General features: G+C 69.7%; 25 protein-coding genes and 3 pseudogenes. 19 read left to right on the forward strand and 9 right to left on the reverse strand.

What is annotated here, in order from left to right; translation table 11 throughout:
• Window positions 1–10 precede the first annotated feature (10 nt).
• Window positions 11–685, forward strand: a complete 675-nt coding sequence (locus tag OG289_RS04740; RefSeq protein ID WP_327312728.1) for a vWA domain-containing protein — start codon at window positions 11–13, stop codon at window positions 683–685.
• A gap of 333 nt (window positions 686–1,018) precedes the next feature.
• Here the strand turns inward: OG289_RS04740 and OG289_RS04745 are convergent, their stop codons facing one another.
• From OG289_RS04745 to OG289_RS04755, 3 genes are all read right to left on the reverse strand, one after another.
• Window positions 1,019–1,189 (reverse strand): hypothetical protein, encoded by a 171-nt coding sequence (locus OG289_RS04745; RefSeq protein WP_327312729.1) that lies wholly within the window; start codon window positions 1,187–1,189, stop codon window positions 1,019–1,021.
• A 336-nt stretch (window positions 1,190–1,525) separates the two neighbouring features.
• Window positions 1,526–2,455: a hypothetical protein gene (locus tag OG289_RS04750; RefSeq protein WP_327312730.1), complete on the reverse strand. Its 930-nt coding sequence runs from the start codon at window positions 2,453–2,455 to the stop codon at window positions 1,526–1,528.
• A 332-nt stretch (window positions 2,456–2,787) separates the two neighbouring features.
• On the reverse strand, window positions 2,788–3,099 hold the full coding sequence (locus OG289_RS04755) for a hypothetical protein (RefSeq protein ID WP_327321041.1): 312 nt from the start codon (window positions 3,097–3,099) through the stop codon (window positions 2,788–2,790).
• 313 nt (window positions 3,100–3,412) lie between these two features.
• Between OG289_RS04755 and OG289_RS04765 the strand changes: the two are divergent.
• The 4 genes and pseudogenes from OG289_RS04765 to OG289_RS04780 all read left to right on the forward strand — a co-directional run.
• Window positions 3,413–4,216 (forward strand): annotated as a pseudogene (locus OG289_RS04765) (glycoside hydrolase family 3 C-terminal domain-containing protein); the annotation flags it as partial.
• Window positions 4,217–4,382: 166 nt separating this feature from the next.
• Window positions 4,383–4,766, forward strand: coding sequence for a winged helix-turn-helix transcriptional regulator (locus tag OG289_RS04770; protein WP_327312731.1), 384 nt, complete (start codon window positions 4,383–4,385; stop codon window positions 4,764–4,766).
• Between the two features lie 262 nt (window positions 4,767–5,028).
• Window positions 5,029–5,313, forward strand: a complete 285-nt coding sequence (locus tag OG289_RS04775) for a hypothetical protein (RefSeq protein ID WP_327312732.1) — start codon at window positions 5,029–5,031, stop codon at window positions 5,311–5,313.
• Window positions 5,289–6,179: a sensor histidine kinase gene (locus OG289_RS04780; protein ID WP_327312733.1), complete on the forward strand. Its 891-nt coding sequence runs from the start codon at window positions 5,289–5,291 to the stop codon at window positions 6,177–6,179. The genes OG289_RS04775 and OG289_RS04780 overlap by 25 nt, the downstream gene beginning before the upstream one ends.
• Here OG289_RS04780 and OG289_RS04785 read toward each other — a convergent pair.
• A complete protein-coding gene (locus tag OG289_RS04785) occupies window positions 6,130–7,443 on the reverse strand; it encodes a glycoside hydrolase family 30 beta sandwich domain-containing protein (protein WP_327312734.1) in 1,314 nt (437 codons plus the stop codon). The genes OG289_RS04780 and OG289_RS04785 overlap by 50 nt on opposite strands.
• A 322-nt stretch (window positions 7,444–7,765) precedes the next feature.
• On the opposite strand from OG289_RS04785, the gene OG289_RS04790 reads away from it, so the two are divergent.
• Window positions 7,766–7,975, forward strand: coding sequence for a hypothetical protein (locus OG289_RS04790; protein WP_327312735.1), 210 nt, complete (start codon window positions 7,766–7,768; stop codon window positions 7,973–7,975).
• Between the two features lie 25 nt (window positions 7,976–8,000).
• A pseudogene (locus tag OG289_RS04795) lies at window positions 8,001–8,252 on the forward strand (alcohol dehydrogenase catalytic domain-containing protein); the annotation flags it as partial.
• A 364-nt stretch (window positions 8,253–8,616) separates the two neighbouring features.
• Here the strand turns inward: OG289_RS04795 and OG289_RS04800 are convergent.
• Complete coding sequence (locus OG289_RS04800; RefSeq protein ID WP_327312736.1) at window positions 8,617–9,648, reverse strand: LacI family DNA-binding transcriptional regulator; 1,032 nt, start codon at window positions 9,646–9,648, stop codon at window positions 8,617–8,619.
• Window positions 9,649–9,920: 272 nt separating this feature from the next.
• Between OG289_RS04800 and OG289_RS04805 the strand changes: the two genes are divergently transcribed.
• The 11 genes from OG289_RS04805 to OG289_RS04855 all read left to right on the forward strand — a co-directional run bounded on the left by OG289_RS04805 (window position 9,921) and on the right by OG289_RS04855 (window position 22,267).
• Complete coding sequence (locus OG289_RS04805; RefSeq protein ID WP_327312737.1) at window positions 9,921–10,940, forward strand: sugar ABC transporter substrate-binding protein; 1,020 nt, start codon at window positions 9,921–9,923, stop codon at window positions 10,938–10,940.
• A complete protein-coding gene (locus OG289_RS04810; RefSeq protein ID WP_327312738.1) occupies window positions 10,940–12,016 on the forward strand; it encodes an ABC transporter permease in 1,077 nt (358 codons plus the stop codon). Before OG289_RS04805 ends, OG289_RS04810 begins: the two co-directional genes overlap by 1 nt.
• A gap of 8 nt (window positions 12,017–12,024) precedes the next feature.
• Entirely contained in the window at window positions 12,025–12,891 is an 867-nt protein-coding gene (locus tag OG289_RS04815; RefSeq protein WP_327312739.1) for an ATP-binding cassette domain-containing protein, read from the forward strand.
• A gap of 34 nt (window positions 12,892–12,925) precedes the next feature.
• The gene (locus OG289_RS04820) at window positions 12,926–13,783 is read left to right on the forward strand and encodes a sugar phosphate isomerase/epimerase family protein (protein ID WP_327312740.1); all 858 of its coding nucleotides are present in this window, start codon (window positions 12,926–12,928) and stop codon (window positions 13,781–13,783) included.
• A 107-nt stretch (window positions 13,784–13,890) separates the two neighbouring features.
• The gene (iolC, locus tag OG289_RS04825; protein ID WP_327320588.1) at window positions 13,891–14,865 is read left to right on the forward strand and encodes a 5-dehydro-2-deoxygluconokinase; all 975 of its coding nucleotides are present in this window, start codon (window positions 13,891–13,893) and stop codon (window positions 14,863–14,865) included.
• A gap of 4 nt (window positions 14,866–14,869) precedes the next feature.
• On the forward strand, window positions 14,870–15,742 hold the full coding sequence (locus OG289_RS04830; RefSeq protein WP_327312741.1) for a Cgl0159 family (beta/alpha)8-fold protein: 873 nt from the start codon (window positions 14,870–14,872) through the stop codon (window positions 15,740–15,742).
• Complete coding sequence (gene iolB / locus OG289_RS04835) at window positions 15,739–16,620, forward strand: 5-deoxy-glucuronate isomerase (protein WP_327312742.1); 882 nt, start codon at window positions 15,739–15,741, stop codon at window positions 16,618–16,620. Before OG289_RS04830 ends, iolB begins: the two co-directional genes overlap by 4 nt.
• The gene (iolD, locus tag OG289_RS04840; protein ID WP_327312743.1) at window positions 16,617–18,494 is read left to right on the forward strand and encodes a 3D-(3,5/4)-trihydroxycyclohexane-1,2-dione acylhydrolase (decyclizing); all 1,878 of its coding nucleotides are present in this window, start codon (window positions 16,617–16,619) and stop codon (window positions 18,492–18,494) included. Before iolB ends, iolD begins: the two co-directional genes overlap by 4 nt.
• A 13-nt stretch (window positions 18,495–18,507) precedes the next feature.
• Window positions 18,508–20,004: a CoA-acylating methylmalonate-semialdehyde dehydrogenase gene (locus tag OG289_RS04845; protein ID WP_327312744.1), complete on the forward strand. Its 1,497-nt coding sequence runs from the start codon at window positions 18,508–18,510 to the stop codon at window positions 20,002–20,004.
• A 32-nt stretch (window positions 20,005–20,036) separates the two neighbouring features.
• The gene (locus OG289_RS04850) at window positions 20,037–21,233 is read left to right on the forward strand and encodes a Gfo/Idh/MocA family protein (protein ID WP_327312745.1); all 1,197 of its coding nucleotides are present in this window, start codon (window positions 20,037–20,039) and stop codon (window positions 21,231–21,233) included.
• Between the two features lie 35 nt (window positions 21,234–21,268).
• Window positions 21,269–22,267, forward strand: a complete 999-nt coding sequence (locus tag OG289_RS04855) for a sugar phosphate isomerase/epimerase family protein (protein WP_327312746.1) — start codon at window positions 21,269–21,271, stop codon at window positions 22,265–22,267.
• Between the two features lie 377 nt (window positions 22,268–22,644).
• Here OG289_RS04855 and cysK read toward each other — a convergent pair whose 3' ends face one another.
• The 3 genes and pseudogenes from cysK to OG289_RS04870 form a co-directional block, all read right to left on the reverse strand.
• The gene (gene cysK / locus OG289_RS04860; RefSeq protein ID WP_327312747.1) at window positions 22,645–23,583 is read right to left on the reverse strand and encodes a cysteine synthase A; all 939 of its coding nucleotides are present in this window, start codon (window positions 23,581–23,583) and stop codon (window positions 22,645–22,647) included.
• On the reverse strand, window positions 23,580–24,167 hold the full coding sequence (epsC, locus tag OG289_RS04865) for a serine O-acetyltransferase EpsC (RefSeq protein WP_327312748.1): 588 nt from the start codon (window positions 24,165–24,167) through the stop codon (window positions 23,580–23,582). Before epsC ends, cysK begins: the two co-directional genes overlap by 4 nt.
• A 356-nt stretch (window positions 24,168–24,523) precedes the next feature.
• Window positions 24,524–24,931, reverse strand: a pseudogene (locus OG289_RS04870) (respiratory nitrate reductase subunit gamma); the annotation flags it as partial.
• A gap of 89 nt (window positions 24,932–25,020) precedes the next feature.
• Between OG289_RS04870 and OG289_RS04875 the strand changes: the two are divergent.
• Complete coding sequence (locus OG289_RS04875) at window positions 25,021–25,176, forward strand: hypothetical protein (RefSeq protein ID WP_327321042.1); 156 nt, start codon at window positions 25,021–25,023, stop codon at window positions 25,174–25,176.
• A 66-nt stretch (window positions 25,177–25,242) separates the two neighbouring features.
• Here the strand turns inward: OG289_RS04875 and OG289_RS04880 are convergent, their stop codons facing one another.
• Window positions 25,243–25,716, reverse strand: coding sequence for a putative zinc-binding protein (locus OG289_RS04880; RefSeq protein ID WP_327312749.1), 474 nt, complete (start codon window positions 25,714–25,716; stop codon window positions 25,243–25,245).
• Between the last annotated feature and the right edge of the window lie 98 nt (window positions 25,717–25,814).

A 25,814-nucleotide genomic window follows, 5' to 3' on the forward strand; every position in this document is an offset into this window, starting at 1 on the left:
AAGGATCACCATGATTTACGCACCGTCGTCCGGCCTGCCCATGTACGTGGTGCTGGACACGTCGGGCTCCATGCAGAAGTCCGAGCGCCTGCTCAACCAGACGCTGGAGACGATCTACGACACCGTCGACACGACGCCGCAGGTCAAGGAGTTCGTCCACCTGTCCGTGCTGTCGTTCAACAGCCGACCCCACGTCGTCAGCCAGATGACCGACTTCGACGACGTGAACCACCTGCCCACGGTCACGTGTTCGGGACGCACCAACTTCGGCCCCATGTTCCAGCTGGTGCGTACCCGGATCGAGGCGGACGTGCCCGCCTTGGCCGACAAGGGAGTTCGCGTGCTGCGGCCCGTCGTCTTCATCCTCACGGACGGCATCCCCACGGACGCGGACGATCTGCCGAACGACCCCTGGGAGAACCACCTGGACGACCTGCTGGACCCCCAGTGGAAGACACGGCCCAACATCATCGCCTACGGCTTCGGCAACGCCGACGAACAGGTGATCAAGAGGATCGCCACCATCACGGCCTTCGTGGCGGAGAAGCCGGACGACACGTCAGCGCTGCGGAACGCGCTGATCAGCTTCCTGCATTCCATGGTCGCTTCCGCCGCCAGCCGCAGACTCGAAGTCCCAGAACAGGTGAAGGGCTACCGAACGGTCTCCCTCGACTACGTCGACTGACCAACACCGATCCGTTCAACGGTCCTTGCCGACAGCCTCCGCCATTGCCCCTTGGGTCGAAGACCGTCGCGGCCAACGTGTCCACAGGCGGACGCGATCCACCGACCCGTCCTCGGCCGCCACCGGCCCGCGGGTCAGTGGGCGAGGGCGAGGGCGATCAGCTCGGGCTCCATGTCCCGCTGAGCCGTCACGGACACATCCAAGGAGGTTGGCGCTGCCTGCCGCCTGATGGACGTCGCCGGTGGCATCGCCGGCGGTGGTGTTCACGACCGTCTCGCCGAAAGCGGCCGCCTCTGCGAAGGGCTTCACCACGACGTCCGGATTGTCCATGTGTCAGGAGGCGAACGGCGGGTTGCCTTTGGCGTCCGGTTCGGCACGGGCCAGGGTGGCCTGCGGGGAGCGCGTGCCGATGACGACCTCGTGACCCAGCGAGGTGAGCTCGGCGGCGATCGTCCGGACGACGATGCCGGTGCCGGTGCCGATGCCGAGGACGGCGTAACGCATGAGAACCGATCCTTTCCGGGACGGGGCCGGGCGGAGGCAGTGGGGCCCGGCTCACCAGTGAGTGCGCCGATGCGCCGGCATGAACGCGTCTGAAGTTGCGTCGGTAGCCGGCTCTCGGGAGCCGATTCACGCAGTCGGCTCCCGAGAGCCGGGAGACAGCCGCACGCAAAGCCGACGGGTGGCGGATATGGTCTGTCTCCCGTTCCTGCTCCCCAGAAGCGCGACTGCGCATCGGCCGCGGGAATCCACCGGCGGCAAACGGCTCCGCTCGTGGCGAGTGCCTGAGTGGAGCCGTCAGTCCGTGCTAGAGAACGAAAGTGCCCTGCTGACCCCTCGTCATGAGCGGCGTGCGCGACCGGCCGCGAACATCGCCCCAGCTCCGACGGCGACCACCAGGGCGGCACCGCCTGCGATCAGACCGACCGGGGCACTGGAGCCGGTCTCCGCCAGCGGCGGGGTGCTCTCACTGGGCGTCGGCTTCGGCGTGGTGGGCGGCGTCGACGACAGTGGAGGAACGTCCGGGGTCGTGGGAGGCGTCGTGGAGGTGCTGGGGGTGGTCGGCGGGGTCGTCTCCGCGGGCGGCTGGTCGCCGGCGGGGGTGGTGGGAGTGGCTGGAGAACTCGGGGTCGGCTGCGACGGGGTCGGGGTGGGCTTTTCCGGCGTGCTGGGGGTGCACGGCTTGTCGCCTCCGTTCCACGCCGCTACGAGGTGGTAGGGGGTGACGACGTTGTCCGGCTTGTAGGGAGCGGGGCCGTGCCCTTCGGCTGTCCCGCCGTCGTAGGTGACGTCATCGCCGTACAGGTCGATCTGGCCGTAGCAGTCGGGCGTCTTCACGTTCAGCTTCTGCCAGGTCCGCTTGGCGTCTTCCGCACCGGCGACGTCCGCGACGGTGAGGTAGACGGTGGCCTTGTCGACCAGCGTCTGGCGGCCCGAGGTGTTCCAGTCGGGCCCTTCGGTGGTGTATTCGGCGAGGGAGACGGGGTACTTGCAGCCGTCCCCGACGGTCTGGCCGGGAGCGAGCCGGACCTCGACGGTGCCGGGAGCGGTCTTCCAGAGGTAGAGCCCGCCCTGGGAGGTCCAGTCGGCGCCGACGACATTCCCGTCGGCGCCGACGATGCGGTACTGCACCGTGGCGGACGCGCACGCGCCGGACGTCGTAGCGCTTGCCGCCCCTGCGCCGAGCAGCGGCAGAGCCGTTGCGGTAGCGGCGACGAAGGCGGTGGCGGCGAGAGCGGACAGGCTTCTGAATTGTTGCGAACGCGACAAGATGGACCTCTACGGAAGGGAAGATGTGGGAGGTGGCAGAGCGCGAGGGGGAGGCGCACGACCGGAAGACGATCAAAGGCATGCGCAACCGGAGCACTCGCGCCACTTCGCTCACTTCAGACGCAGCGAAGCGAGCTGCATTCTTGTCACCTTTCACAACTCCCGTCAATTCTCCATGGGTTCATTACTTCTCGCGTCCGAGGATCCTGTCGCCCGCTGCGTGAGCCACCCCGCCGACGACACCCTGCCCGGTGGCAGCCCGACGCGGCGGACCGCACCTGCGCCGTGCGAGTCCGCTCAGACAGCGAACACTTCCAGGGGAGCTTCGGGGGTCACCCTGCGCCAGGTCGGGTCATCCGCCGCACGATGTCCACCCAGGTGGCTTGCAAGCGTGTGACGGGTACCTCGCGCTCCTTGCGCAGGTAGTCCGCAACTTCGAAGTTCGGGAAGGCGAGCAGGGCGTGGGCGAGCATGTCGTGATCGCCCTCGACTCCAGCCTCTTGCAGGAGGGTTGATATGTGACGGTGGAAGCGCAGGCCGGTGTCCGAGGCGTGCCGACGTTCGTGGATCACCTGGCGTCCCAGCGCCGCGCCGAGGTCGACATCCGACGCGGTACGTTCGATCAGCGCACGGCCGAACGCCATCAGGCGCTCCGCCGCGGGCGCCCCAGGGCCCAGCGGCGGGGGGCCTGAGGTGTACGCCTCGTGGAACTCGGCCTCGGCCTCGCCCAGGAGGGCGAGCAGGAGTCCGTCGCGGTCGCCGAACCGGCGGAACAGGGTGCCCTTTGAGATGCCTGGGGTTCTCGATCTCGTCGACCAGGGCGACCGCATAGTCCTCGTAGGAGATGCGGGCCTCGCCGTCGGCGCCGATGACCGGGTGGTCGAGGCCGGTGCGGTAGCGGCTGGTGCGCTCGCCGGGGGCGAAGTGCACCGGGGGTGGGGAAAGGTAGGTCCGCGGGCGGACGTGTGTATCGCCGTGGTCGGGGACCGCGCCGGACTGTTCGGCCTCGGCACCTCCGGCGAGGGCTGCGACGCCGAGGACCTCTCGCTGCCGGGCGTCCAGGACGAACTCGTGGAGGCTCTGCTCGCCACCGGCACGCCGGTCGTGCTGCTCGTCGTCTCCGGCCGCCCGTACGCGCTCGGGGCCCATGCCGACCGCGCGGCCGCCGTCGTCCAGTCCTTCTTCCCCGGCGAGGAGGGCGGGTCTGCCCTCGCGGGCGTGCTCTCCGGACGGCTCACCCCGTCGGGAAAGCTGCCGGTCCAGGTCCCACGCACGCCGGGTGGCCGGCCCGGCACCTACCTGCACGCCCCGCTGGGCGGCAGCACCCAGGGCGTCAGCAGCCTCGCCTCCACCCCCGCCCACCCCTTCGGACACGGTCTCTCCTACACGGCCTTCGTCTACGACGACCTGACGCTGAGCGCCGAGGACATCCCCACCGACGGCGAGGTCGAGATCAGCTGCTTGGTGCGCAACACCGGCGACCGCCCCGGCACCGAGGTCGTCCAGCTCTACACCGCTGACCCCGTAGCCCAGTTCCCCCGCCCTGTCACTCAGTTGACCGGATACACCCGCGCCCTGCTGGCCCCCGGCGAGCAGCGCAGGGTCACCTTCCACCTGCACGCCGACCGCCTCGCCTACACCGGGCCCGACCTGCACCGCATCGTCGAACCCGGCGACATCGCTGTGATGCTCGGCGCATCCAGTGCTGACACCCGCCTCACCGGCACCCTCCACCTCACCGGCCCGATCCGCCGGACCGGGCAGAGGAACGAGTCCAGGTGCAGCAGCGTTGCCATGACAGATCTCCAAAGGGCGAATCGCGTGGTGAGCGACAAGGAAGAGCAACCCGCCGTTCCGTTCGCGCCTATCGATATCGCAGGTACTTACTTTTATTCATTCACGAGGGCGGCAGCAGTACACTGCCGTCATGGCGGAATCGGGCTCAGAACCCTGCAAGACGGTCGACGGCACCATCACGCGCGTCTTCGCGCTGCTTGGTAAGCGCTGGAGCGGCCCCATCATGTCCGTGCTGATGGAGCGTCCCATGGGATTCGCCGACCTCCGCCGCGCCATCCCGGGCATCAGCGAACGCATGCTCTCGGACCGCCTGACCGAGCTGGGCGCGGCGACTCTTGTCGTGCGCGAGGTGGACGAGGGCCCTCCGCTGCGCGTCTCGTACCGGCTCACGGACGCGGGCGCGGCACTCGAACCCGCCCTGAAGGAACTCGCCGCCTGGGCGGAGAAGCACCTGCCCGCGGCAGCGATCGACCGGGAGCCGTGCTCCGCCGCAGCCGCTGCACACGCGAAGTAGAGAAGCGGCCTTGCGGGCGGGAGGGAACTCTCGCCGCCGCTCCGAAGTGGCACCGGTCGACTGCGTCTCCTGAACCGCCGCGACTCGGAATTACTGCGCCGCATCACGTGCTCGTGACGGCTGTGACGGCTGGAGTGGAGGATGTGCTCCTACCCTCCCCGCGGACAGGTGCGCGCCTCGGCCGAACGGCCGCGCTTCACCGCCGCGTCACTCGGCCGTTCGGCCGATATCCCCTCGACCTGGTGTGCGTACGGTGATCCTCATGAAGTCCGTCTCCCCCCAGGGCTGCGCCCGAGGCTTCGCCGTCGGCGCGCTCCTCGCCGCGTGTGTCGCCAACGCCGTCTTCGCGGGCGCCTCGGGCGCCAACGTGTGGCCGACCCTGGCGTCGCTCCTCGTCGGCCTCGCCGCCGTGCTGTGGCCGGCCGGGCGGCGGCCGGACTGGCTCACCCCGCAGGTGCGCACCACCGTGCCGCACTCGTTTCGGGTGCCGGGACAGCGCTCGCGGCGCTGTCCCGCCAGGAGGTGCTGCTCGGCCCGGGCGAGATGATGATCCTGCTGTGCCTGCTGTTCATCGCCGTACGGCACTGTCCGCCGCCCTGGAGCCTGGTGTGCGGAGTGCTGGACGCCACGGCCCTGCTGACCCTGCCGGCACGGACCAGCCGGTCACTCGGGGAAGAGGAACTGGCTTACGTCGTGGTGGGCCTGCTCGTGATCGGCCTCGTCGCCGGACTCGCGGGCTATCTGCGCTCTCTGGACTACCGCCGCACGGTCGCCGTCACCGAGACGCGCCGTGAGGAACGTCTGGCCATCGCCGCCGACCTGCACGACTTCGTGGCCCACCACGTCACCGGCATCCTCGTGCAGACCCAGGTCGCACGGATGATGGCCGCCTCCCGCCAGGACGAGCTCGACCCCGTCCTGGCCGGTATCGAGCGTGCCGCCACGCAGGCGCTCGCCTCGATGCGCCGTACCGTCGGCGTGCTGCGCGACACCGGCCCGGAGACGGCCGACCGCCGACCGGTCGGCGACCTGGCGGGCATCGCCGAACTCACCGAGGACTTCGCCACCCCCGGCCAGCACGCCGTCCTGCACCGCGACCCGTCCCTGTCGGACGACCTCCCGCACGAGGTGCAGACCGCGGCCTTCCGGGTCGTCCAGGAGTCGCCGACCAACATCGTCTCGCGTCGGTCTGACTGCGCCCGAAAGGTTGGCCACATCGTGCTCCTGGACGGCACCCCGATCCGCACCCGGCGCCGCACCGGTGCGGACAACCGCCGCGACTACAGCGGGAAACACAAGGTCCACGGCCCGCCTGGTTCTCGGGGAACGCTTCGACGTGGCACCTGCCCGCCGGGAACCCCGGTCACGCCGCCACGAAGGTCGTCACGCTTCGAGCGGGAAGCATGCCGGTGAAGGAGCCGTTCGACACGCCGGTCGTGCCCTGGGCCGCGACGTTCCTGCTCGCGTCGGTCAGCCAGGACGAGACACTGGACGCCGTGCTGTTCGCCAGGGTGAACTGCTGGCTCACCGCGGAAGTCCCCTTGTTGATGGCAACGACGACGACCGTGGAGTCGCCGCCCCGGTACGCCGAGACGTAGAGGTTCGACGCCGGGTTCGCCGTCGCCTCGATCCGCACATACCCGGGGCGGACGAACCTGGCGAAGTGCGCCATGCCGGCGCCGCGCTTGCTGATCCGGCCGTCCTCCCGCATGGGACCGTAGCTGCGCCGGATGTACCACCAGATGTACGCCTGGAACTCGGCGTCCACCATGGCGTGGTGGATGTGTTCCCCCACGTCGAGCGCCTGTGGCCAAAGGTCCGCCGAATCGCTGCTGTTGGGGTAGTAGACCTCGGTCATCCAGAGTTCTTTGCCCGCGCCCTTTTGCTTGAACAGGGGATAGGGGAAGTCCGCGAACGGCGTGCCGTAGAGGTGGGCCCCGATGATGTCCACGTTGGCGAGCGCCGCGGAGTCGTTGAGGATCGGGTCCGAGATGTTCTTCCGGTACTGGAAGGACTCGGGCGCGATGACCCTGGTGCCGATCGAGCCGGCGTTCTCCCGCAGGAACCGGACCATTTCGGTGGGGGTCCACCACGTCCAGTCATGCGCGTAATCGGGCTCATTCTGCACCGATATGCCGTACAGGTTCACCCCGTTGTTCCGCAGGAACCCGTTGAAGTCGTTGAGGTGCTGGGCATAGGCGCCGTACATGTCGTACCTGAGACGTCTCGCGTCGGTCTGACTGCCGCGGACGAAGGTCTCGACCATGCGGGCGGGGGGATTCCACGGCGACGCGATGACGGTCGCCCCGAGCTCGGTCGCGCGCCTCGCCGTCGCCACATCACGGCTGAAGTCCGCCTGGTTCTCGGGGACGGGGATCCTCAGCACGGAGAACCCCAGTCGGCCCTCGCCGGTGCCGAACGCCGTGTCCCGCTGGGCGGCTGTCAGGTCGCCGATCCAGGCCGTGTGGGTCATGCCGCCGAAGCCTCGGATCGTCTGCCGCTGAGCCGACGGGTCAATGACCGCCGCGCCGGCGGCCGTCACGGCCGCCGCTCCCGAAGCATCCACGGTCGACGCCGTGGCCGTGAGGACCGGCAGGGCCCCCATCGTCGCCAGGACGGTCCTCCGGCTCGGCGATCTCCGCTCGCTGCTCACGGGCTCATTCCGACCTTGCGTCATGTCTCCTCCTCTTGGCCGTTGGTACTGATCCGCGCCGCGCTCCATGGGAGCGCTCCCACTCTCAGGGGATGACTACGCGCCGGTCTTGCTCGGGGGAGGTGCTTCTGGCGCTGCCTCGGCCTGCCCTTGGCGGCTTCGCACGACACCAAGAGTGTTCGATATTACGAACGGCATGCAAAATTTCGAGGATTTGGTAAGCGGGTAAATTAACGACTGGTCTCGCCACCGTCAAGCCTCGGCGTGCGACGAAGCGCGAGTGGGGCACAGGGGCGCGTGACGGGCCTTCAGGTGATCGAGGTCCCGCTTCTTCAACCCGGTACCGGTGCTGGAACTCGTGGTGATCGTCCCGTCACTGCTGATGGCCCCTCAGGCGCGGTCTCGTGCAGAGGACTTCGTCACGGAGGTGCCGGGCAAGAAGGTCGTTGGTGCCCAGGACCGGGCCGGGGTCGTAGCGAACGCCCTGCTGGTGCCCGGTCTGCTCGGCCGGAAATCCGGGCGCGGCTTCCACGGCTACTCCGAGAAGGGCAACTGACCACCCGGCACAGGAAGTACGGGGCGTGATCGCACCGGGCAAGGGCGAGCCGGTGCCGGTGGAGACCGACGTCGTGCCCGATCCGGGGGCGTGGGAGAAGGTGGTGCGCACCCAGCCTGCGGTGTGTCATGCCGACCTCCACTACACGCAGGGCGGGGTCAGCGACGACTTCCCCTTCCTGCTCCGGCATGAGGCCGCCGGGGTGGTGGAGTCGGTCGGCGAAGGCATCACCGACGTCGCTACCGGGGACTTCGTGATCCTCAACTGGCCTGCGGTGTAAGGGAATTGCCGGGCGTGTCTGCGCGGACGGCCGTGCGCCGACCTCGCCAACCGCACCGGCGCACCGGTCTTCCCGCACCTGGACGACCGATCGCTGTCATGCCTTTGTTGAGCCACACCGCGCGGGCACCGGCTGGTGGCGGCACGCCAATCATGAGCCTGCCCTGCGGGGCGGCATGGGGCAATGCGAGCCCGTGCCGACCGGCACCCTGGACGCTACGGCTGCGGACCGGGCGCCTGGGGTCGATTCAACAAGTCAGAGGCATGCCCGCCGGCCCTCGCGGAGGACTTGGGAGGTTTTCTTCAGGTGGGTACGGCCGCGTGGTGGCCGGGACCACTCCCGCTCCCCTCGAGCCCGCCCGTCAGGCGGGCTCGGCCGTTGTGCCGCGGAGGACGAGGCGGGGGGTGAGGACGACCTCGCGGGGGTCGGTGCGGCCCTGGTCGAGGCGTTCCACGGCGGCGGTCACCGCGTAGCGGGCCTGTTCGCGGGCGCCCTGGCTGACGGTGGTCAGGTTGAAGCAGCTCAGCCGGGAGGTCGTGTCGTCGTCGTAGCCGGCCACGGAGACCTGTCCCGGGACGGCCACGCCCGCGCGGGCCAGGGCGGCGAGGACGCCGATGGCGCACTGGTCGTTGAAGGCGACGACGGCCGTCGGCAGGTCACCACCGTCGAGCATCTGGTGCGCCGCGCGTTCGCCGGCCGCCTCGGTGTGGTCGCCGTGCAACACCCTGATGTGGGCGTCCAGGCCACGGCGGCGCATCGCCGTGCGGTAGCCGCGGCGCCTGTCGGTGGCGATGACGCCCTTTCCGCCGTCGACGTAGACGATCTCGCGGTGTCCGAGATCGACCAGGTGATCGACGATCTGGCCGACACCGTCGTCGTCCGCCGTGCGTACGACGTCCAGGCCGACGTCGGCGATCCGGCGGCCCACGGTGATGACTGGCGACTTGCGGTCGAGGGCGGCGAGCGTGTCCGCCGGGGCGGTCGGGCCGAGCAGGATCAGCGCCTCGCTACGGAAGGCCAGCAGTGTCTCCACGGCGGTGTGCTCGTCACGGGTACGGGTGAGGGTGCTCAGGACGAGGTCGTAGCCGACCTCCTCGGCGGCCGTGTGCAAGTGCTCGACAAGTTCGGCGTGGAACGGACTGTGGATGTCGACCATGACGCCGAGCAGCCGGGTGCGCCTGCTGGCCAGCATGCTGGCCGTACGGTCCACCTGATAGCCGAGGTCGGCCGCCGCCCGCAGCACCCGCTGCCGGGTCCGCTCGCTCGGACCGGGCACCCCCCGCAGCACCAGGGACACCGAGGCCGTGGACACACCCACCCGCGCGGCCACGTCCTCCAGCCTGGGGCGCTTGTGCGTGCCGTTCCGCTGACGTGCGGAATCACCCTCGTCCACTTGCGCCTCCCCGCCGAAAACTCCCCGTGCGACACCCTTGACACGCTCACGAAACAAGGCTGATAGTACCAGAACTTAAAGCGCTTTAAATTGTCCTGATGTTCCAACCAAGTCCCGGCCCGGCGCCCACAAGGCGCTCGCCCTCGACTCGGCCGCGCCCCCACCGCGAACGAACCGCGAACGAAACCGCGGGCACCCCGCGAGCCGCGAACAACAGGGACCACCCGTAGCCGCCTATCCGCCCTTCTCCCGCACAGTGAGGTGCACGCAGCATGAATCGCACGCCCCTTCCCCGTTCCCGCAGAACCGTCCCCGTCGTGGCCGTGGCCGCTGCGGCGGCCCTGACCCTCGCGGGCTGTTCCAGCAGCTCAGGCGGAAAGCAGGCCGACGAGAGCGCGGCCGGGGTCTCCGCCGGCAAGGCCGACACGCCCCGCATGACCATCGCCATGGTCACCCACGCGCCCTCCGGCGACACCTTCTGGGACACCATCCGCAAGGGCGCCGAGGCCGCCGCCGCCAAGGACAACGTGAAGCTGATCTACTCCAACGACGAGACGGCCGGCGACCAGGCCAACCTGGTGCAGAACGCCATCGACCAGAAGGTCGACGGCATCGCGGTCACCCTGGCCAAGCCGGACGCGCTCAAGGACGTCGTCGCCAAGGCGGAGAAGGCCGGCATCCCGGTCGTCGGTCTCAACGCGGGCCTGGGCGTCTGGAAGCAGCAGGGCCTGCTGTCGTTCTTCGGCCAGGACGAGTCCGTCTCGGGCCAGGCGCTCGGCACCAAGATCAACGGCACCGGTGCCAAGCACGCGCTCTGCGTCATCCAGGCCCAGGGAGACGTCAACCTCGAAGAACGCTGCGCCGGCGTGAAGAAGACCTTCAGCGGCAAGACCGACATCCTCTACGTCAACGGCACGGACATGCCGTCCGTGAAGTCGACGATCACCGCCAAGCTCAAGCAGGACAGCTCCATCGACGAGGTGGTCACCCTCGGCGCCCCCGTCGCGCTGACGGCCGTGCAGTCGGTGTCCGAGGCGGGCAGCAAGGCCAAGATCGCCACCTTCGACCTCAACAAGGACCTCGTCTCCGCAATCGAGAAGGGCAGCATCCAGTTCGCCGTCGACCAGCAGCCCTACCTCCAGGGCTACCTCGCGGTCGACTCGCTGTGGCTGTACAAGACCAACGGCAACTTCAGCGGCGGCGGCGAGCAGCCCGTGCTGACCGGCCCCGCCTTCGTGGACAAGTCCAACGTCGAGGCGGTCGCCGAGTTCGCCGCGAAGGGCACCAGGTGATGAGTGTGACCCAGCAGGCTGCGCCGGCGGTGACCACACCGCCGGCCTCCGGCCCCAAGCAGAACGACGGCCGGACCTCTCAACGCCACCTGGCCATAAGGTTGTTGGCGCGCCCCGAGGTGGGTGTGTTCCTCGGTGCCGTCGCGGTGTACGTGTTCTTCCTGATCACCGCGCCGCCGGTCCGTGACGGCAGCTCGATGGCCAACATCCTGTACCAGTCGTCGACGATCGGGATCATGGCCCTGCCGGTCGCGCTGCTGATGATCGGCGGCGAGTTCGACCTCTCGGCCGGTGTCGCCGTCATCTCCTCGGCGCTCACCGCGAGCATGCTCAGCTACCAACTGACCACGAACATATGGGTCGGCGTGATCGTCGCCCTGGCGGTGTCGCTGGGGGTCGGTTTCTTCAACGGCTGGGTGATGGTACGAACCGGCCTGCCGAGCTTCCTGGTCACGCTGAGCACCTTCCTGATCCTGCAGGGCGTCAACCTCGCGGTGACCAAGCTGGTCACCGGCAACGTGGCGACCGACGACATCAGCGACATGGACGGCTTCGACCAGGCCAGGAAAATCTTCGCCTCGTCCTTCCAGGTGGGAGACGTCCAGGTCAAGATCACCGTGGTGTGGTGGCTGGTCTTCGCGGCGCTGGCCACCTGGGTGCTGCTGCGCACCAAGTACGGCAACTGGATCTTCGCGGTCGGCGGCAACAAGGAGAGCGCGCGGGCGGTCGGCGTGCCCGTGACGTTCACGAAGATCTCGCTGTTCATGCTGGTCGGCTTCGGTGCCTGGTTCGTCGGCATGCACCAGCTGTTCACGTTCAACACCGTGCAGTCCGGCGAGGGCGTCGGCCAGGAGTTGATCTACATCGCGGCGTCCGTCATCGGCGGCTGTCTGCTCACCGGCGGCTACGGCTCGGCGATCGGCCCGGTCTTCGGCGCGTTCATGTTCGGCATGGTGCAGCAGGGCATCGTCTACGCCGGCTGGAACCCCGACTGGTTCAAGGCCTTCCTCGGCGTCATGCTCCTCGGCGCCACCCTGATCAACCTGTGGGTCCAGCGCACGGCCACCCGGAGGTGACCACCCTTATGACCACCACCAACGACATCACGCCTGACGGCATCACTCCCGACGCCGCCCCGGTCGTCGAGCTGAAGGCCACGGGCAAGTCCTACGGCAACATCCGCGCTCTGCACGGTGTGAGCCTCGCGGTCCACCCCGGCAAGGTGACCTGCGTCCTGGGCGACAACGGCGCCGGCAAGTCCACCCTCATCAAGATCGTCTCCGGCCTCCACCAGCACACCGAGGGCGAGTATCTCGTCGACGGCGACGCGGTACGTCTCACCACCCCGCGCCAGGCCCTCGACCGCGGCATCGCCACGGTCTACCAGGACCTGGCCACCGTCCCGCTGATGCCCGTGTGGCGCAACTTCTTCCTCGGCTCCGAGATGACCAAGGGCCCCTGGCCCCTGCGCCGCCTCGACATCGAGAGGATGAAGAAGACCGCCGACCACGAACTGCGCGAGATGGGCATCGTCCTCGACGACCTCGAACAGCCCATCGGGACCCTCTCCGGCGGCCAGCGCCAGTGCGTGGCCATCGCCCGCGCCGTCTACTTCGGCGCCCGCGTGCTGATCCTGGACGAGCCCACCGCCGCCCTCGGCGTCAAACAGTCCGGCGTGGTCCTGAAGTACATCGCCGCCGCCCGCGACCGCGGCCTCGGCGTCATCTTCATCACCCACAACCCCCACCACGCCTACATGGTCGGCGACCACTTCAGCGTCCTGCGCCTGGGCACCATGGAACTCTCCGCCGACCGCAGCCAGGTCAGCCTCGAAGAACTCACCAACCACATGGCCGGCGGCACCGAACTCGCCGCCCTCAAACACGAGTTGGCGCAAGTGCGTGGCGTGGACGTCGAGAAGCTCCCCGACGCCGCAGCCGTCTCCTCCTGACCGACTGACCGACGCACCCGGAAGGCACCCCGTCGTGAAGATCGCCCTCGACCCCTACATGATCCGCAACGTGCCGCTGCTCGAACTCCCCGCCGTGGTAGCCGAGTTGGGCTACGAGTGGATCGAGCTGTCGCCCCGGGAGGACTTCATCCCGTTCTTCCGGCACCCCCGCGTGGACGACGCGACCGTACGGAAGTTCCGCAAGGCGCTGGACGCGGCGGGGGTCGGCATCTCCTCGATGCTGCCGCTGTTCCGCTGGTCCGGCCCGGACGAGGACGCCCGGCAGGCGGCCGTACGGTACTGGAAGCGCTCGATCCAGATCGCCGCGGACCTCGGCGTGGACAGCATGATCTCGGAGTTCAACGGCCGGCCCGAGGACCCCGACCGCAGCGAGGCACAGTTCTGGAAGTCGCTGGACGAGTTGCTGCCGGTGTTCGAGCGCGAGGGCATCAACCTCGCCCTGGAGCCGCACCCGGACGACTTCATCGAGAACGGCTACGACGCCGTCAACCTCATCCGCGGGATCAACCACCCCAACGTCAGCTTCCTCTACTGCGCCCCGCACACCTTCCACATCGGCAACGACGCCCCCGGCATCATCAAGTACGCGGGTGACCTGCTCACCCACGTCCACCTGGCCGACGCCTTCGACCACACCGCGTCCTCCGGAAACCGATACATCCTCAACCCGCCCGGCACCACGGCCCGCATCCACCAGCACCTCGACATCGGCGAGGGCGAGGTCGACTTCGACGAGCTCTTCCGCGAGCTGCGGGCAAACAGTTTCGACGGGACGTTGACCGCCTGCGTCTTCGCCTGGGAAGAACGAGCCAAGGAATCCTCGGTGTTCATGCGCGACAAGATCGCCGAGTACCTGTCCGCTGGGCAGTAGCCACCCCCTGCGCCAACCCCCCACCGCCGACAGGTGAGCGCGGGTGTCGACCAGGCTTCTCTTAAAGCGCTTTAACTGCTTTGATCCATCGAAAGGAAACCAGCGTGATGCCGTTCGAAGTGCTGACCATGGGTCGCGTGGGGGTGGACGTGTATCCACTCCAGACGGGCGTGGGGCTGGCGGAGGTCACCTCGTTCGGCAAGTACCTGGGCGGCAGCCCGGCCAACGTCGCCGTGGCCGCCGCCCGGTACGGCCGTTCCTCCGCTGTGATCACGAAGACGGGCCGGGACCCGTTCGGAGACTTCGTGCGCACGGCTCTGGCCGGCTACGGGGTCGACAGCCGCTTCGTGGGCACGTCGGAGATCGCGCCGACGCCGGTGACGTTCTGCGAGATCTTCCCGCCGGACGACTTCCCGCTGTACTTCTACCGGCTGCCCAAGGCTCCCGACCTGGACATCAGCGAGGGTGAGCTGGACCTGGCGGCGGTGCGGGACGCGCGGATCTTCTGGATCACCGGGACCGGGCTGAGCGAGGAGCCGAGCCGTTCGGCCACCCTCGCCGCCCTGGCGCACCGGGCCAAGTCGGGACCGACGGTCTTCGACCTGGACTGGCGGCCGATGTTCTGGACGGACCCGGACCAGGCGCGTGCGTACTACGCGGAGGCCCTGCGCCACACCACGGTCGCGGTCGGCAATCTCGACGAGTGCGAGGTGGCCACCGGGGAGCGCGAGCCGTACGCGGCGGCGAAGGCGCTGCTGGCGGCCGGTGTGGAGCTGGCGGTGGTGAAGCAGGGCCCGAAGGGTGTGCTCGCGATGGACCGGGACGGTTCGGCCGCCGAGATGCCGCCTGTCCCGGTGGACGTGGTCAACGGCCTCGGTGCCGGTGACGCGTTCGGCGGGGCGCTGTGCCACGGACTGCTGGCCGGCTGGGACACCCGCCGCACCGTCTCCTTCGCCAACGCCGCGGGCGCGATCGTCGCGGGCCGGCTGGCCTGCTCCGAGGCGATGCCGACCGAGGCCGAGGTCGACACCAAGCTCCGCGAGGCGACCCTCGCCCCCAACGATCCTCAGCGAAAGGTGTGACGACGTGCTGTCCGAGAACGTGAGCCGGATCGTGGCCGCCCGGGTGAACGACCCCGGCGCCATCGCGGCAGCAGCCGCGCGCCGGGTGAAGGCCGCCTCGCTGCTGGGCGAGCACGGCAAGGCAATGATCGTCGCGGCGGACCATCCCGCGCGCGGCGCCAACGGCGTCGGCGGCGACCCCACCGCGATGGCCGACCGCTCCGAGCTGCTGGACCGCCTGTGCACCGCGCTGGAGCGGCCCGGAGTGACGGGCGTGCTGGCCACCGCCGACATCCTGGAGGACCTGCTGCTCCTCGGCGTCCTCGACGGCAAGAGCGTCTTCGGTTCGATGAACCGGGCCGGGCTCGCGGGCTCGGTCTTCGAGATCGACGACCGCTTCACCGGCTACGACGCCGAGACCATCGCCGGGATGGGCTTCGACGGCGGCAAGATGCTCACCCGTATCGCCCTGGACGATCCGGCGACGCCGTCCGCGCTGTCCGAGACGGCGCGGGCCGTCAATGAGCTGAATGACCGTCAGCTCATCGCCATGGTCGAGCCGTTCCTCTCCTCCTGGCAGGACGGCCGGGTCCGCAACGACCTCTCGACGGATGCCGTGGTGAAGTCGGTGACGATCGCGTCGGGGCTGGGCCGGCGTACCGCCTACACCTGGCTGAAGCTGCCGGTCGTGGACGGCATGGAACGCGTGCTGGCCTCCTCGACCCTGCCCGCGCTGCTGCTGGGCGGCGAGGTCAAGGACGCGGAGGCGGCGTTCGCGTCCTGGGGCAAGGCGCTCAAGCAGCCGACCGCGCAGGGCCTGGTCGTCGGCCGCTCGCTGCTCTACCCCGGCAACGGCGATGTGGCCGGTGCGGTGGACAAGGCGGTGAGCCTGCTGTGAGCGACACGAGCAAGTACCACCTTCCGAAGGGGACTTCGGCCGACGGCCCCTACGATCTCCTGGTCACGCCCGAGTCGGCGGGCTGGGAATACTCCGGCCTCAGGATCCTGACCCTGGGGCCGGGTGAGGCGCACTCCCTGTCCACCTATGACTCCGAGTTCCTGGTCCTGCCGCTGACGGGCTCCTGCACCGTCACCACGGACGGCATCGCCTTCGAACTCGAAGGCCGGACAGGCGTGTTCGCCTCGGTCACCGACTTCGCCTACCTCCCCAGCGGGTCGGAGGCCCTGATCAGCAGCGCGCAGGGAGGTCTGTTCGCGCTGCCCTCCGCCCGTACCGAGCGGCGCGGTCTGCCCGCCCGGTACGGGCGCAAGGAAGACGTGCCGGTGGAGCTGCGGGGCGCGGGCGCGTGCTCGCGGCAGGTCAACAACTACTGCCTGCCCGGCACGTTCGAGGCCGAGCAGCTGCTGGTGTGCGAGGTCCTCACGCCGGGCGGCAACTGGTCCTCGTACCCGCCGCACAAGCACGACGAGGCCCGGCCCGGCGAAGAGTCGGAGCTGGAGGAGATCTACTACTTCCAGGTCGCCGGGGACGGGAACGGCTTCGGCTACCAGCGGGTCTACGGCACCCAGGACCGGCCGATCGACGTGCTCGCCGAGGTCCGCTCCGGCGACACCGTCCTGATCCCGCACGGCTGGCACGGGCCCTCGGTCGCCGCGCCCGGCTACGACCTCTACTACCTCAACGTCATGGCCGGCCCGGGTCAGGAACGCACCTGGCTGATCTGCGACGACCCCGCCCACGGCTGGGTGCGCACGACGTGGGCGTCCCAGGACATCGACGACCGGCTTCCCTTCGAAGGACCCAACGAGCAATGAACACCGTCCGACTCACCACCGCCCAGGCCCTCGTGCGCTTCCTGGCGAACCAGTACAGCGAGCGCGACGGCCAGGAACAGCGCCTCATCCCCGGCATGTGGGGCATCTTCGGGCACGGCAACGTCGCCGGGATCGGGCAGGCCCTGCTCCAGGCCGCCACCACCGGCGAAGCCGACCTGCCCTACTACCTCGCGCGCAACGAGCAGGGCATGGTCCACGCCTCGGTCGCCTACGCCAAGATGCGCGACCGGCTGGCCGCCTTCGCCTGCACCGCCTCCACCGGCCCCGGCTCCACCAACATGATCACCGGCGCCGCGCTGGCCACCACCAACCGCCTCCCCGTCCTGCTCCTGCCGTCCGACATGTTCGCCACCCGCGCCGCCGACCCGGTCCTGCAGCAGCTGGAGGACACCCGGGGCGGAGACGTCACCGTCAACGACACCTTCCGCGCCGTGTCGAAGTACTTCGACCGCATCTCCCGTCCCGAACAGCTCATCCCGGCGGCCCTCGCGGCGATGCGGGTGCTCACCGACCCGGTCGAGACCGGCGCCGTCACCCTCGCCCTGCCACAGGACGTGCAGGCCGAGGCCTACGACTGGCCGGTCACATTCTTCCGGCACCGGGTATGGCACGTCGGCCGGCCCGTGCCCGAGCCCGCCGCCGTCGAGCGCGCGGCACGGCTGCTGCGGAACGCCAAGAAACCGCTGATAGTGGCGGGCGGCGGGGCCGTGTACTCCGGTGCCGAGACCGCGCTGCGGGCCTTCGCCGAGGGCACCGGCATCCCGGTCGCCGACACCCACGCCGGCAAAGGCGCGGTGCCCTGGGACCACCCGTGCGCGGTCGGCGGCATCGGCTCCACCGGCTCCTACGCGGCGAACGAACTGGCCCGCGAGGCGGACGTCGTCCTCGGCATCGGGACGCGGTACTCCGACTTCACCACCGCCAGCCACACCGTCTTCGGCAACCCCGACGTCACGTTCGTCAACCTCAACGTGGCCCGCCTGGACGCCGTCAAACACTCCGCCGAACCCCTGGTCGCGGACGCCCGGCTCGCCATCCAGGCACTCGCCGGCGCACTGAAGGACTGGGAAGTCCCGGCGGATTACCGGTCGAGGACCCGTGAACTCATCACCCGGACACGGGAGATCGAGGAACGCTGCTTCAACCTGGGCCACAGCCCGCTCCCCGCCCAGACGGAGATCCTCGGCGCGCTCAACGACGTCCTCGACGACCGCGCCGTCGTCATCAACGCGGCCGGCTCCATGCCCGGCGACCTGCAACAGCTGTGGCGTGCCCGCGATCCCAAGGCCTACCACGTCGAATACGCCTACTCCTGCATGGGCTACGAGGTCGCCGCCGGCGTCGGTACGAAGATGGCCGACCCCTCGCGCGAGGTCGTCGTCCTCGTCGGCGACGGCTCGTATCTGATGATGGCTCAGGAAATCGTGACCATGGTCTCCGAAGGCCTCAAGGTCATCATCGTCCTCGTCCAGAACCACGGCTTCGCCTCCATCGGCGCCCTCTCCGAGTCCCTCGGCTCGCAGCGCTTCGGCACCAAGTACCGCTACCGCAACGGCGATTCAGGCCAGCTCGACGGCGACGTCCTCCCCGTCGACCTCGCCGCCAACGCCTCCAGCCTCGGCGCGGACGTCCTTCACGCCACCACCGTCGATCAGTTCCGTACCGCGATGGAGAAGGCCAAGGCCGCCCACCGCACCACCGTCGTGCACGTCGAAACCGACCTCTACGGGCCCAACCCGCCCGGCCACGGCTGGTGGGACGTCCCCGTCAGCCAGACCTCCGCCCTGGACACCACCCAAGCGGCCCACAACACCTACGCCACCCACAAGCACGCCCAGCGGCACTACCTCTGAGAAGGACCCTCACGTGACAACCATCCTTCACTGGATCAACGGCTCCCCCGCCACCGGCACAAGTAGGCAAACCGCGCCGGTGTTCAACCCGGCCACCGGTCAGGAGCAGGCCCGGGTCGCCCTCGCCGGCGCGGCCGAGGTGGACGCCGCCGTCACCGCCGCCGCGACGGCCTTCGAAACCTGGTCGCAGTCCTCGCTCACCCAGCGCACGCAGGTGATGTTTGCCTTCCGTCAGCTCCTCGTCGAGCACGAGGAGGAGCTCGGCCGGATCATCTCCGCCGAGCACGGCAAGACCGTCGACGACGCCCGCGGCGAAATCACCCGCGGCCGGGAAGTCGTCGAGTTCGCCTGCGGCCTCGGCGACATCCTCAAAGGCTCCTACTCCGACCAGGTATCCCGCGGCGTCGACGTGCACAACTTCCGCCAGCCCCTCGGCGTCGTCGCCGGCATCACACCCTTCAACTTCCCCGCCATGGTGCCCCTGTGGATGCACCCCATCGCCATCGCCACCGGCAACACCTTCATCCTCAAGCCCAGCGAACGCGACCCCTCAGCCGCCAACTTCATCGCCGACCTGTACCAGAAGGCCGGACTGCCGGACGGCGTCTTCAACGTCGTCCACGGCGGCAAGGACGCGGTCGACGCGATCCTCACCCACCCCGGCATCGAAGCCGTCTCCTTCGTCGGCTCCACACCCATCGCCAAATACGTCCACCAGACGGCCACCGCCCACGGCAAGCGCGTCCAGGCCCTCGGCGGCGCCAAGAACCACGCCGTCGTCCTGCCCGACGCCGACCTCGACTTCGCCGCCAACCACATCACCGCCGGCGCCTACGGCTCGGCGGGAGAGCGCTGCATGGCCGTGTCGGTGGCCGTCGCAGTCGGCGAAGCCGCCGACGCCCTGGTCGAGGTACTGGAGCGCAAGGCCCGCGAAGTGATGGTCGGCCCCGGCGACGCCCCGGGCACCGAGATGGGCCCACTCGTCGCCAAGGCCGCCCAGGAGCGCGTCGAGAACGCAGTCGGAACAGCCGCCGGGCAGGGCGCCACCGTCGTCGTCGACGGCCGCGGGCTGAAGATCGACGGACACGAAGACGGCTTCTTCACCGGCCCCACCCTCCTCGACCACGTCACCACCGAAATGGACGCCTACAAGGAAGAACTGTTCGGCCCCGTCCTCGCCATCGTCCGTGCCGACACCCTCGACGAGGCGATCGCGCTGATCAACGCCAACCCCTACGGCAACGGCACCGCCCTGTTCACCGCCTCCGGCGAAGCCGCCCGCCGCTTCCAGCGCAACATCAAGGTCGGCATGATCGGCATCAACGTCCCCGTGCCCGTCCCGATGTCCTACTACTCCTTCGGCGGCTGGAAGGACTCCCTCATCGGCGACTCCCCCATCCACGGCCCCGAAGGCATCCGCTTCTACACCCGCCCCAAGGTCGTCACCACCCGCTGGCCCCAACCCACCCAGCAACTCGCCGCCGGCTTCAACTTCCCCACCTCCAACTGACACCGCTACGTGTCCCTTTGAAAGGCACCCCCATGACAACGTCCGGCAAGCCCCTTTCCGTCGCGGTGATCGGAGCCGGTATGGCCGGCCGCAGCCACGCCGCGGGGTATCGCAACGTCAACACGGTCTTCGGGGCCGGGCTTCCGCCGATCCGGCTGGCCGCGATCGCCGACGCCAACGTCGCGCTCGGTGAGGACGCCGCGCGCCGTTACGGCTTCGAGAAGGCGCTCCCGAGCTGGGAGGCCGTCGTCGAGGACCCGACGATCGACGCCGTCAGCATCGTCGTGGGCAACGCGCTGCACCGGCCGATCGCGGAGGCGCTGGTCGCCGCGGGCAAGCACGTGCTGTGCGAGAAGCCGCTGGCCGGTTCGCTGGAAGACGCGCGGGCGATGGCCGAGTTGGAGCGCTCCGCCGGCGTCGTGACCGCCGTCGGCTACACCTTCCGCCGCTCCCCCGGCATCGCCGGAATCCGTGACCACGTGCAGCGCGGTGAGCTGGGCGACCTCACCCTGTTCAGCGGGCGCTACTGGTGCGACTACGCGACCGACCCGAACGGGCCGCTGAGCTGGCGGTTCAAGGGCGATTCCGGTTCCGGTGCGCTCGGGGACGTCGGCTCGCACGTCATCGACGCCGCCGAGTACGTCGCCGGGCCCATCGCCTCGGTCTCCGGCGCTTCCCTGTCGACGCAGATCGCCAAGCGTCCGCTGCCGCTGGGCGCGGTCGTCGGGCACAACGCGGCGCCCGTCTCCGACGAGGTGGGTGAGGTCGAGAACGAGGACACGGCCTCGTTCACCGCTCGCTTCGAGTCGGGTCTCGTGGGCACCTTCTCGGTGACGCGCACCGGCTTCGGCCTGCCCAACGGGCTCGCCTTCGACGTGCTGGGCGTGGGCGGCCGGGCCGCGTTCGACCAGCACCGGCCCGCCGAGTACCTCTTCGACGACGCCCAGCCCGAGGCCCGCACGCGCGGTGCCCGGCAGATCATCGTCGGGCCGCAGCTGCCGTACTTCGCCGGCGGTGTCCCGATGGAGGCGCCGGGGGTGGGCGCCGGCAACGCCGACAACTTCACCTACCAGGCGCGGGCGTTCCTCGACCAGGTCACGGGCGTCGCCGAACCGCTGCCCGCCTGTGCCACGTTCGCCGACGCGCTGCGGACCATGGAGATCATCCAGGCCGTCGTCGCCTCCTCCCGCAACGGCGGCACCGCCGTCCCGGTTCCGCCCGCCGCCTGACCTCCCGCAGAGCCCGTAGAGAAGGAAACTGTCACATGGCCCTCAAGCTCGGCGCCTACACCGCCTGTCTGCACGACCGGCCCCTCACCGAGGCCCTCGACATCCTCAAGGAGAACGGTCTGACCTCCGTCGAGGTCAACACCGGCGGCTTCATACCGTCCCCGCACTGCCCGGTCGACCTGCTCCTGTCCTCCGCCACCGCCCGCGAGGAGTACCTGGCGGCCTTCGCCGCCCGCGGGATGGAACTGACGGGGCTCAACTGCAACGGCAACCCCCTCAACCCGCTCCCCGGCGTCGGCCCGAAGCACGCCGACGACCTGCGCCGCACCATCCGCCTCGCGGGCCTGCTCGGTGTCAAGCACGTCGTCACCATGTCCGGGACGCCGGGCTCCGACCCCGGCGCCAAGTATCCCTCCTGGGTCGTCAACCCGTGGGACGGCGTCTACATGGACGTCCTCGACTACCAGTGGGGCGTCGCCGTCGCGTTCTGGAAGGAGATCGACGCGCTCGCCCGGGCCAACGACGTCCGGGTGGCCATCGAGATGCACCCGCACAACGTCGTGTTCTCCCCGGTCACGCTCAAGCGGCTCGTCGACGCGACGGGCGCGACCAACGTCGGCGCGGAGATGGACCCCTCCCATCTGATGTGGCAGGGCATGGACGTCATCGCCTCCATCAAGTGGCTGGGCCCGCTGGTGTTCCACGCCGCCGCGAAGGACGCCACGCTCTGCCCCGGTGCCGACATCCGCGGCGTACTCGACACCTCGTTCACCCGTGTCCCCGCCGACGCGCCCGGCAAGGTGCCCACCGGCTACGGGTTCTGGTGCAACGCCTGGCCGGAGAACCCGGCCTGGAAGTTCGTCGCCGTCGGCGTCGGCAACGACGTCCCCTTCTGGACCGAGTTCCTGCGCGCCCTCGCCGAGATCGACCCGGACATGGCCGTGAACATCGAGCACGAGGACGCCGCCTACTCCCAGACCGAAGGACTCGCCCTGGCCGCCAAGAACCTGCACAGCGCCGCGTCCGCGATCTGACCAGCCCGCACACGTGGCGCCGCTCCCGCCGACCGGTTGGGGCCGGAGCGGGGCCACGTCTCCGCGGCGGCCTGCAGGGGCAGGTCGCCGTCGAAATCCTGTTCCGGGCGGTTCTACCGCCCAGAAGTGGGCCCAGCCTGCCGGGCAGGCGGCCCGGCACGCCGGCGAGCGGCGGGACGAGCAGCACCATCAGCCGGTATCAGGCGGCGAACAACGCCCGGTGCGTGTCGCTGACGCATCGAGGGATGTGGCCGCCGCGGGTCCGCCGGATCTCCTCCACCCGGTGACTGGCTTGATCACACCGCGGCCTGAAGGAGAGTGCGGGCTCGTTCGATGCACGCGGTCGTGGCTCTCTCGCGTGCTCCGGGTTCGGCGTCCTACTGGTCGTGGAACAGGTCCGTGCTGAGGTAGCGCTCTCCGGTGTCGGGCAGGACGACGACGACCAAGGCGCCCTTGTGCTGTGGGAAGTGGGCGAGAGTGGAGGCCGCATGGAGGGCGGCGCCGCCCGATATACCGGTGAGGATGCCCTCTGTGTGGGCCAGGCGGCGTGCCTCGGCGCGGGCCTGGGGCGCTGAGACGCGCTGCACGGTGTCGTAGGCATCGGTGTCGAGGACGTCGGGGACGAAGCCTGCGCCGAGGCCCTGGATGCGGTGCGGGCCGGGCGAGCCCCCGGACAGAACGGCCGACTCCGCCGGTTCGACGGCCACCACGGTGATGTCGGGGTTCTTCTCCTTGAGGACCTGCCCCACTCCGGTGACGGTGCCGCCGGTTCCGACACCGGCCACCAGGATGTCGACCTGACCTGCGGTGTCCTGCCAGATCTCCTGGGCGGTGGTGCGTCGGTGAGCGTCGGGGTTGGCCGGATTGCGGAACTGCTGCGGCATGAACCAGCCGTGCTGCTCCGCCAGTTCGGTCGCACAGGCCACGGCACCGGTCATGCCCTCGGCTGCCGGTGTCAGGACCAGCTCCGCGCCGTAGGCACGCAGCAGGGCGCGGCGTTCGGTGCTCATGCTCTCGGGCATGGTGAAGGTGACCGGGTAGCCGTTGGCGGCGGCCACCATGGCCAGACCGATACCGGTGTTGCCGCTGGTCGGTTCGACGATGCCCTGCCCGGGGCGGAGTGCGCCGGCGGCCTGGGCGTCCTCGATCATCGCCAGGGCGATGCGGTCCTTGACGCTGCCCCCGGGGTTGGCGGCCTCCAGCTTGACAACGAGGCGCGCGGGCAGGTCCGCGCCATAGCGGCGCAGCGCTACCAGGGGGGTGCGGCCTATCAGGGCTGTGATCGAGGGCGCGATCGAAGGGTGTGTGACCGTCATGGCCGTGGTTCTCTTTCGTCTGCAGGGGTGGGGACCGCAGCGTGGGGTGTCGCCGTGGTGCCGTGAGGGCGGGTGGTGGTGGCCGCGTGTGCGGCGGAGACTCGGCAGTGGGCGGGGACGTCGTTCAGGACAAGGGCATGCGCGCCGACGAGCGAGTCATGGCCGACGTGTATGGGGCCGAGCACGGTGGAACCGACTCCCAGGACGACGCGGTCACCGATCGTGGGGTGCCGTTTGGTGGCCTTCGCGTCGAACCACCAGCCGGTTCCGCCCAGGGTGACGCGGTGGTACAGCATGACGTCGTCGCCAAGTACGGCGGTCTCACCGATGACCACGGCCATACCGTGGTCGATGAAGCAGCGGCGCCCGATGACCGCACCCGGGTGGATCTCGATGCCGGTGACGGCCCGGGAGAGCTGGGACACCAGCCGGGGCAGCAGGGGCACACCGAGTCGGTAGAGCCTGTGGGCGATCCGGTGGGCCCAGATTGCCCACAGGCCGGGATACAGCAGGACCTCGACCACGTGCACGCCGTGCAGGGCCGGGTCCTTGCGGCAGGCCGTCCGGAGATCTTCGAAGATCATGTGCGTCTTTCTGTGGGGCCGGTCGCGGGGGTGCGCCTGGCGACACCCCGTGCTCGCCGGACTGCGTCGACAGGGGCGCGGCTGTTGCCGGGGGCGGTGGACGCCGTCACCGGCTCGACGGCGTGCACAGGTGCCGGCGGCCGGTCGGCGGGGACGAGCGCGGATCGGGACAGCGCCGAGTCGCAGAGGCCGCGGAGGGACCGACCTCCACGCTGGTCACACAGGAAAGGCGTCCGAAATACCGGGACTGGGTATCGCGCCGGACCCCGCAGGCAGCGAGTCGCCGTGTCCCTCGTCGTGGGCCTCTGAAGCCCCGGCTGTTGCCGTCGTCCATGAGAGCGAACGCTATGGGCCACTCACGATGCGGCGCTCCGTCCGAAGCGCCTGATTCGGGTGGGCCGATAGGCCCGGATCACAGGTCCTGAGGCGGGACCAACCGCCCCAGCGGTGGGGCCGTTCGGCCCGCGCGCCGCTTTCCCGCCTGCCGGTGTGGCCCGCCTGCGGTAGACCGGGTGGGGCCGGGCAAGGTATCCGATCGGGGCGCTCCACACGTGTACCAGCCGGGTGAACGGGCAGGCGGCGAAGAGCAGGCAGGCGGTCAGGGCGTGCGGTTGGAACAGCGGCGGTGCGCCGGCGATCGCCTCCGGACGCGGCTGGAGGACGAACAGGCCGCGGAACCGGACGGAGACGGTCGCGCGGTAGTCGTGGCCGGGGCCGAACACGTTGTGGGCGGCGGTGGCGGAGATGCCGAGCAGGACGGTGGCGGGCGGCCGCGCACGGCGGTGGCGAGGCAGGCGCGCCGGTCCGCGGCGCCGCCCGGCGGCTTCACCTGCACCACTGTCCGTTCCGCGACGTGGCATGGCGCGCCCCGGACACCGTCAGCGCGATCCACCTGGGGCTGATGCAGGGCGCGGTCGAGACGCTTCGGGTCCCGCTCACCGCGGAGAGCCTTCAGCTTCGTCACCCGCACCGGTGCGTGGCACCCCTGCAGCGCACCGGCGCTGCCTGAGGCCCGTCCCAGGCCCACGCGGCAGGCACCATCCGTGCGACCGCCGCCACCGCTGTCCCACGAAGGTCAGCGGTCGGCGGTCTCCTCGGTCCCCTGGGCCAACTCGGTGATCCGGGCTATCAGCCCGTCGAGTACCTGCTCCGCCTGCTCCGGGTCGAAGTCCTCCCCCAGCCGCTTGCGCACCCCGTCGTCGCTGAGGAGGTGGTGCACGGTCGGCTTCACGCCGTGCCGGGCCAGGCAGTTGCGGGCGCACTGCAGGACGCAGCCATCGATGGCGACGATGGGGCGGTCGCTGCGGGCCTTGCGGACCAGGCTCGGCACGTCCCCTCCGACACCGGCGATGCACGACATCTCGGCGATGCCGCGCCGGTCGAGCTGGATGGCGATCCAGTTGGTCATCTGGGCCGCGCTCGAGCAACCAGAGCAGGAGTAGACAAGCGGCAGATCACGACGGCGCTTCACCAAGGGGGCCTCACTCACAACAGTACTCACAACAGTAGGGGTCACCCGTACGCGGTAGGCGCACGGCGGGCTGGGCACGGGCCCATCGACGGTGCCGGCGAGGGCTGTCAAGCCTGCTCCGGTGCCGGAAGGGCGCTCTCCTTCCCACTCCTCCCGTGCCGTACCCCGGCCCGGGC

Origin of the sequence: Streptomyces sp. NBC_01235 (assembly GCF_035989285.1) — a bacterium.
Taxonomy (GTDB): Bacteria; Actinomycetota; Actinomycetes; order Streptomycetales; family Streptomycetaceae; genus Streptomyces.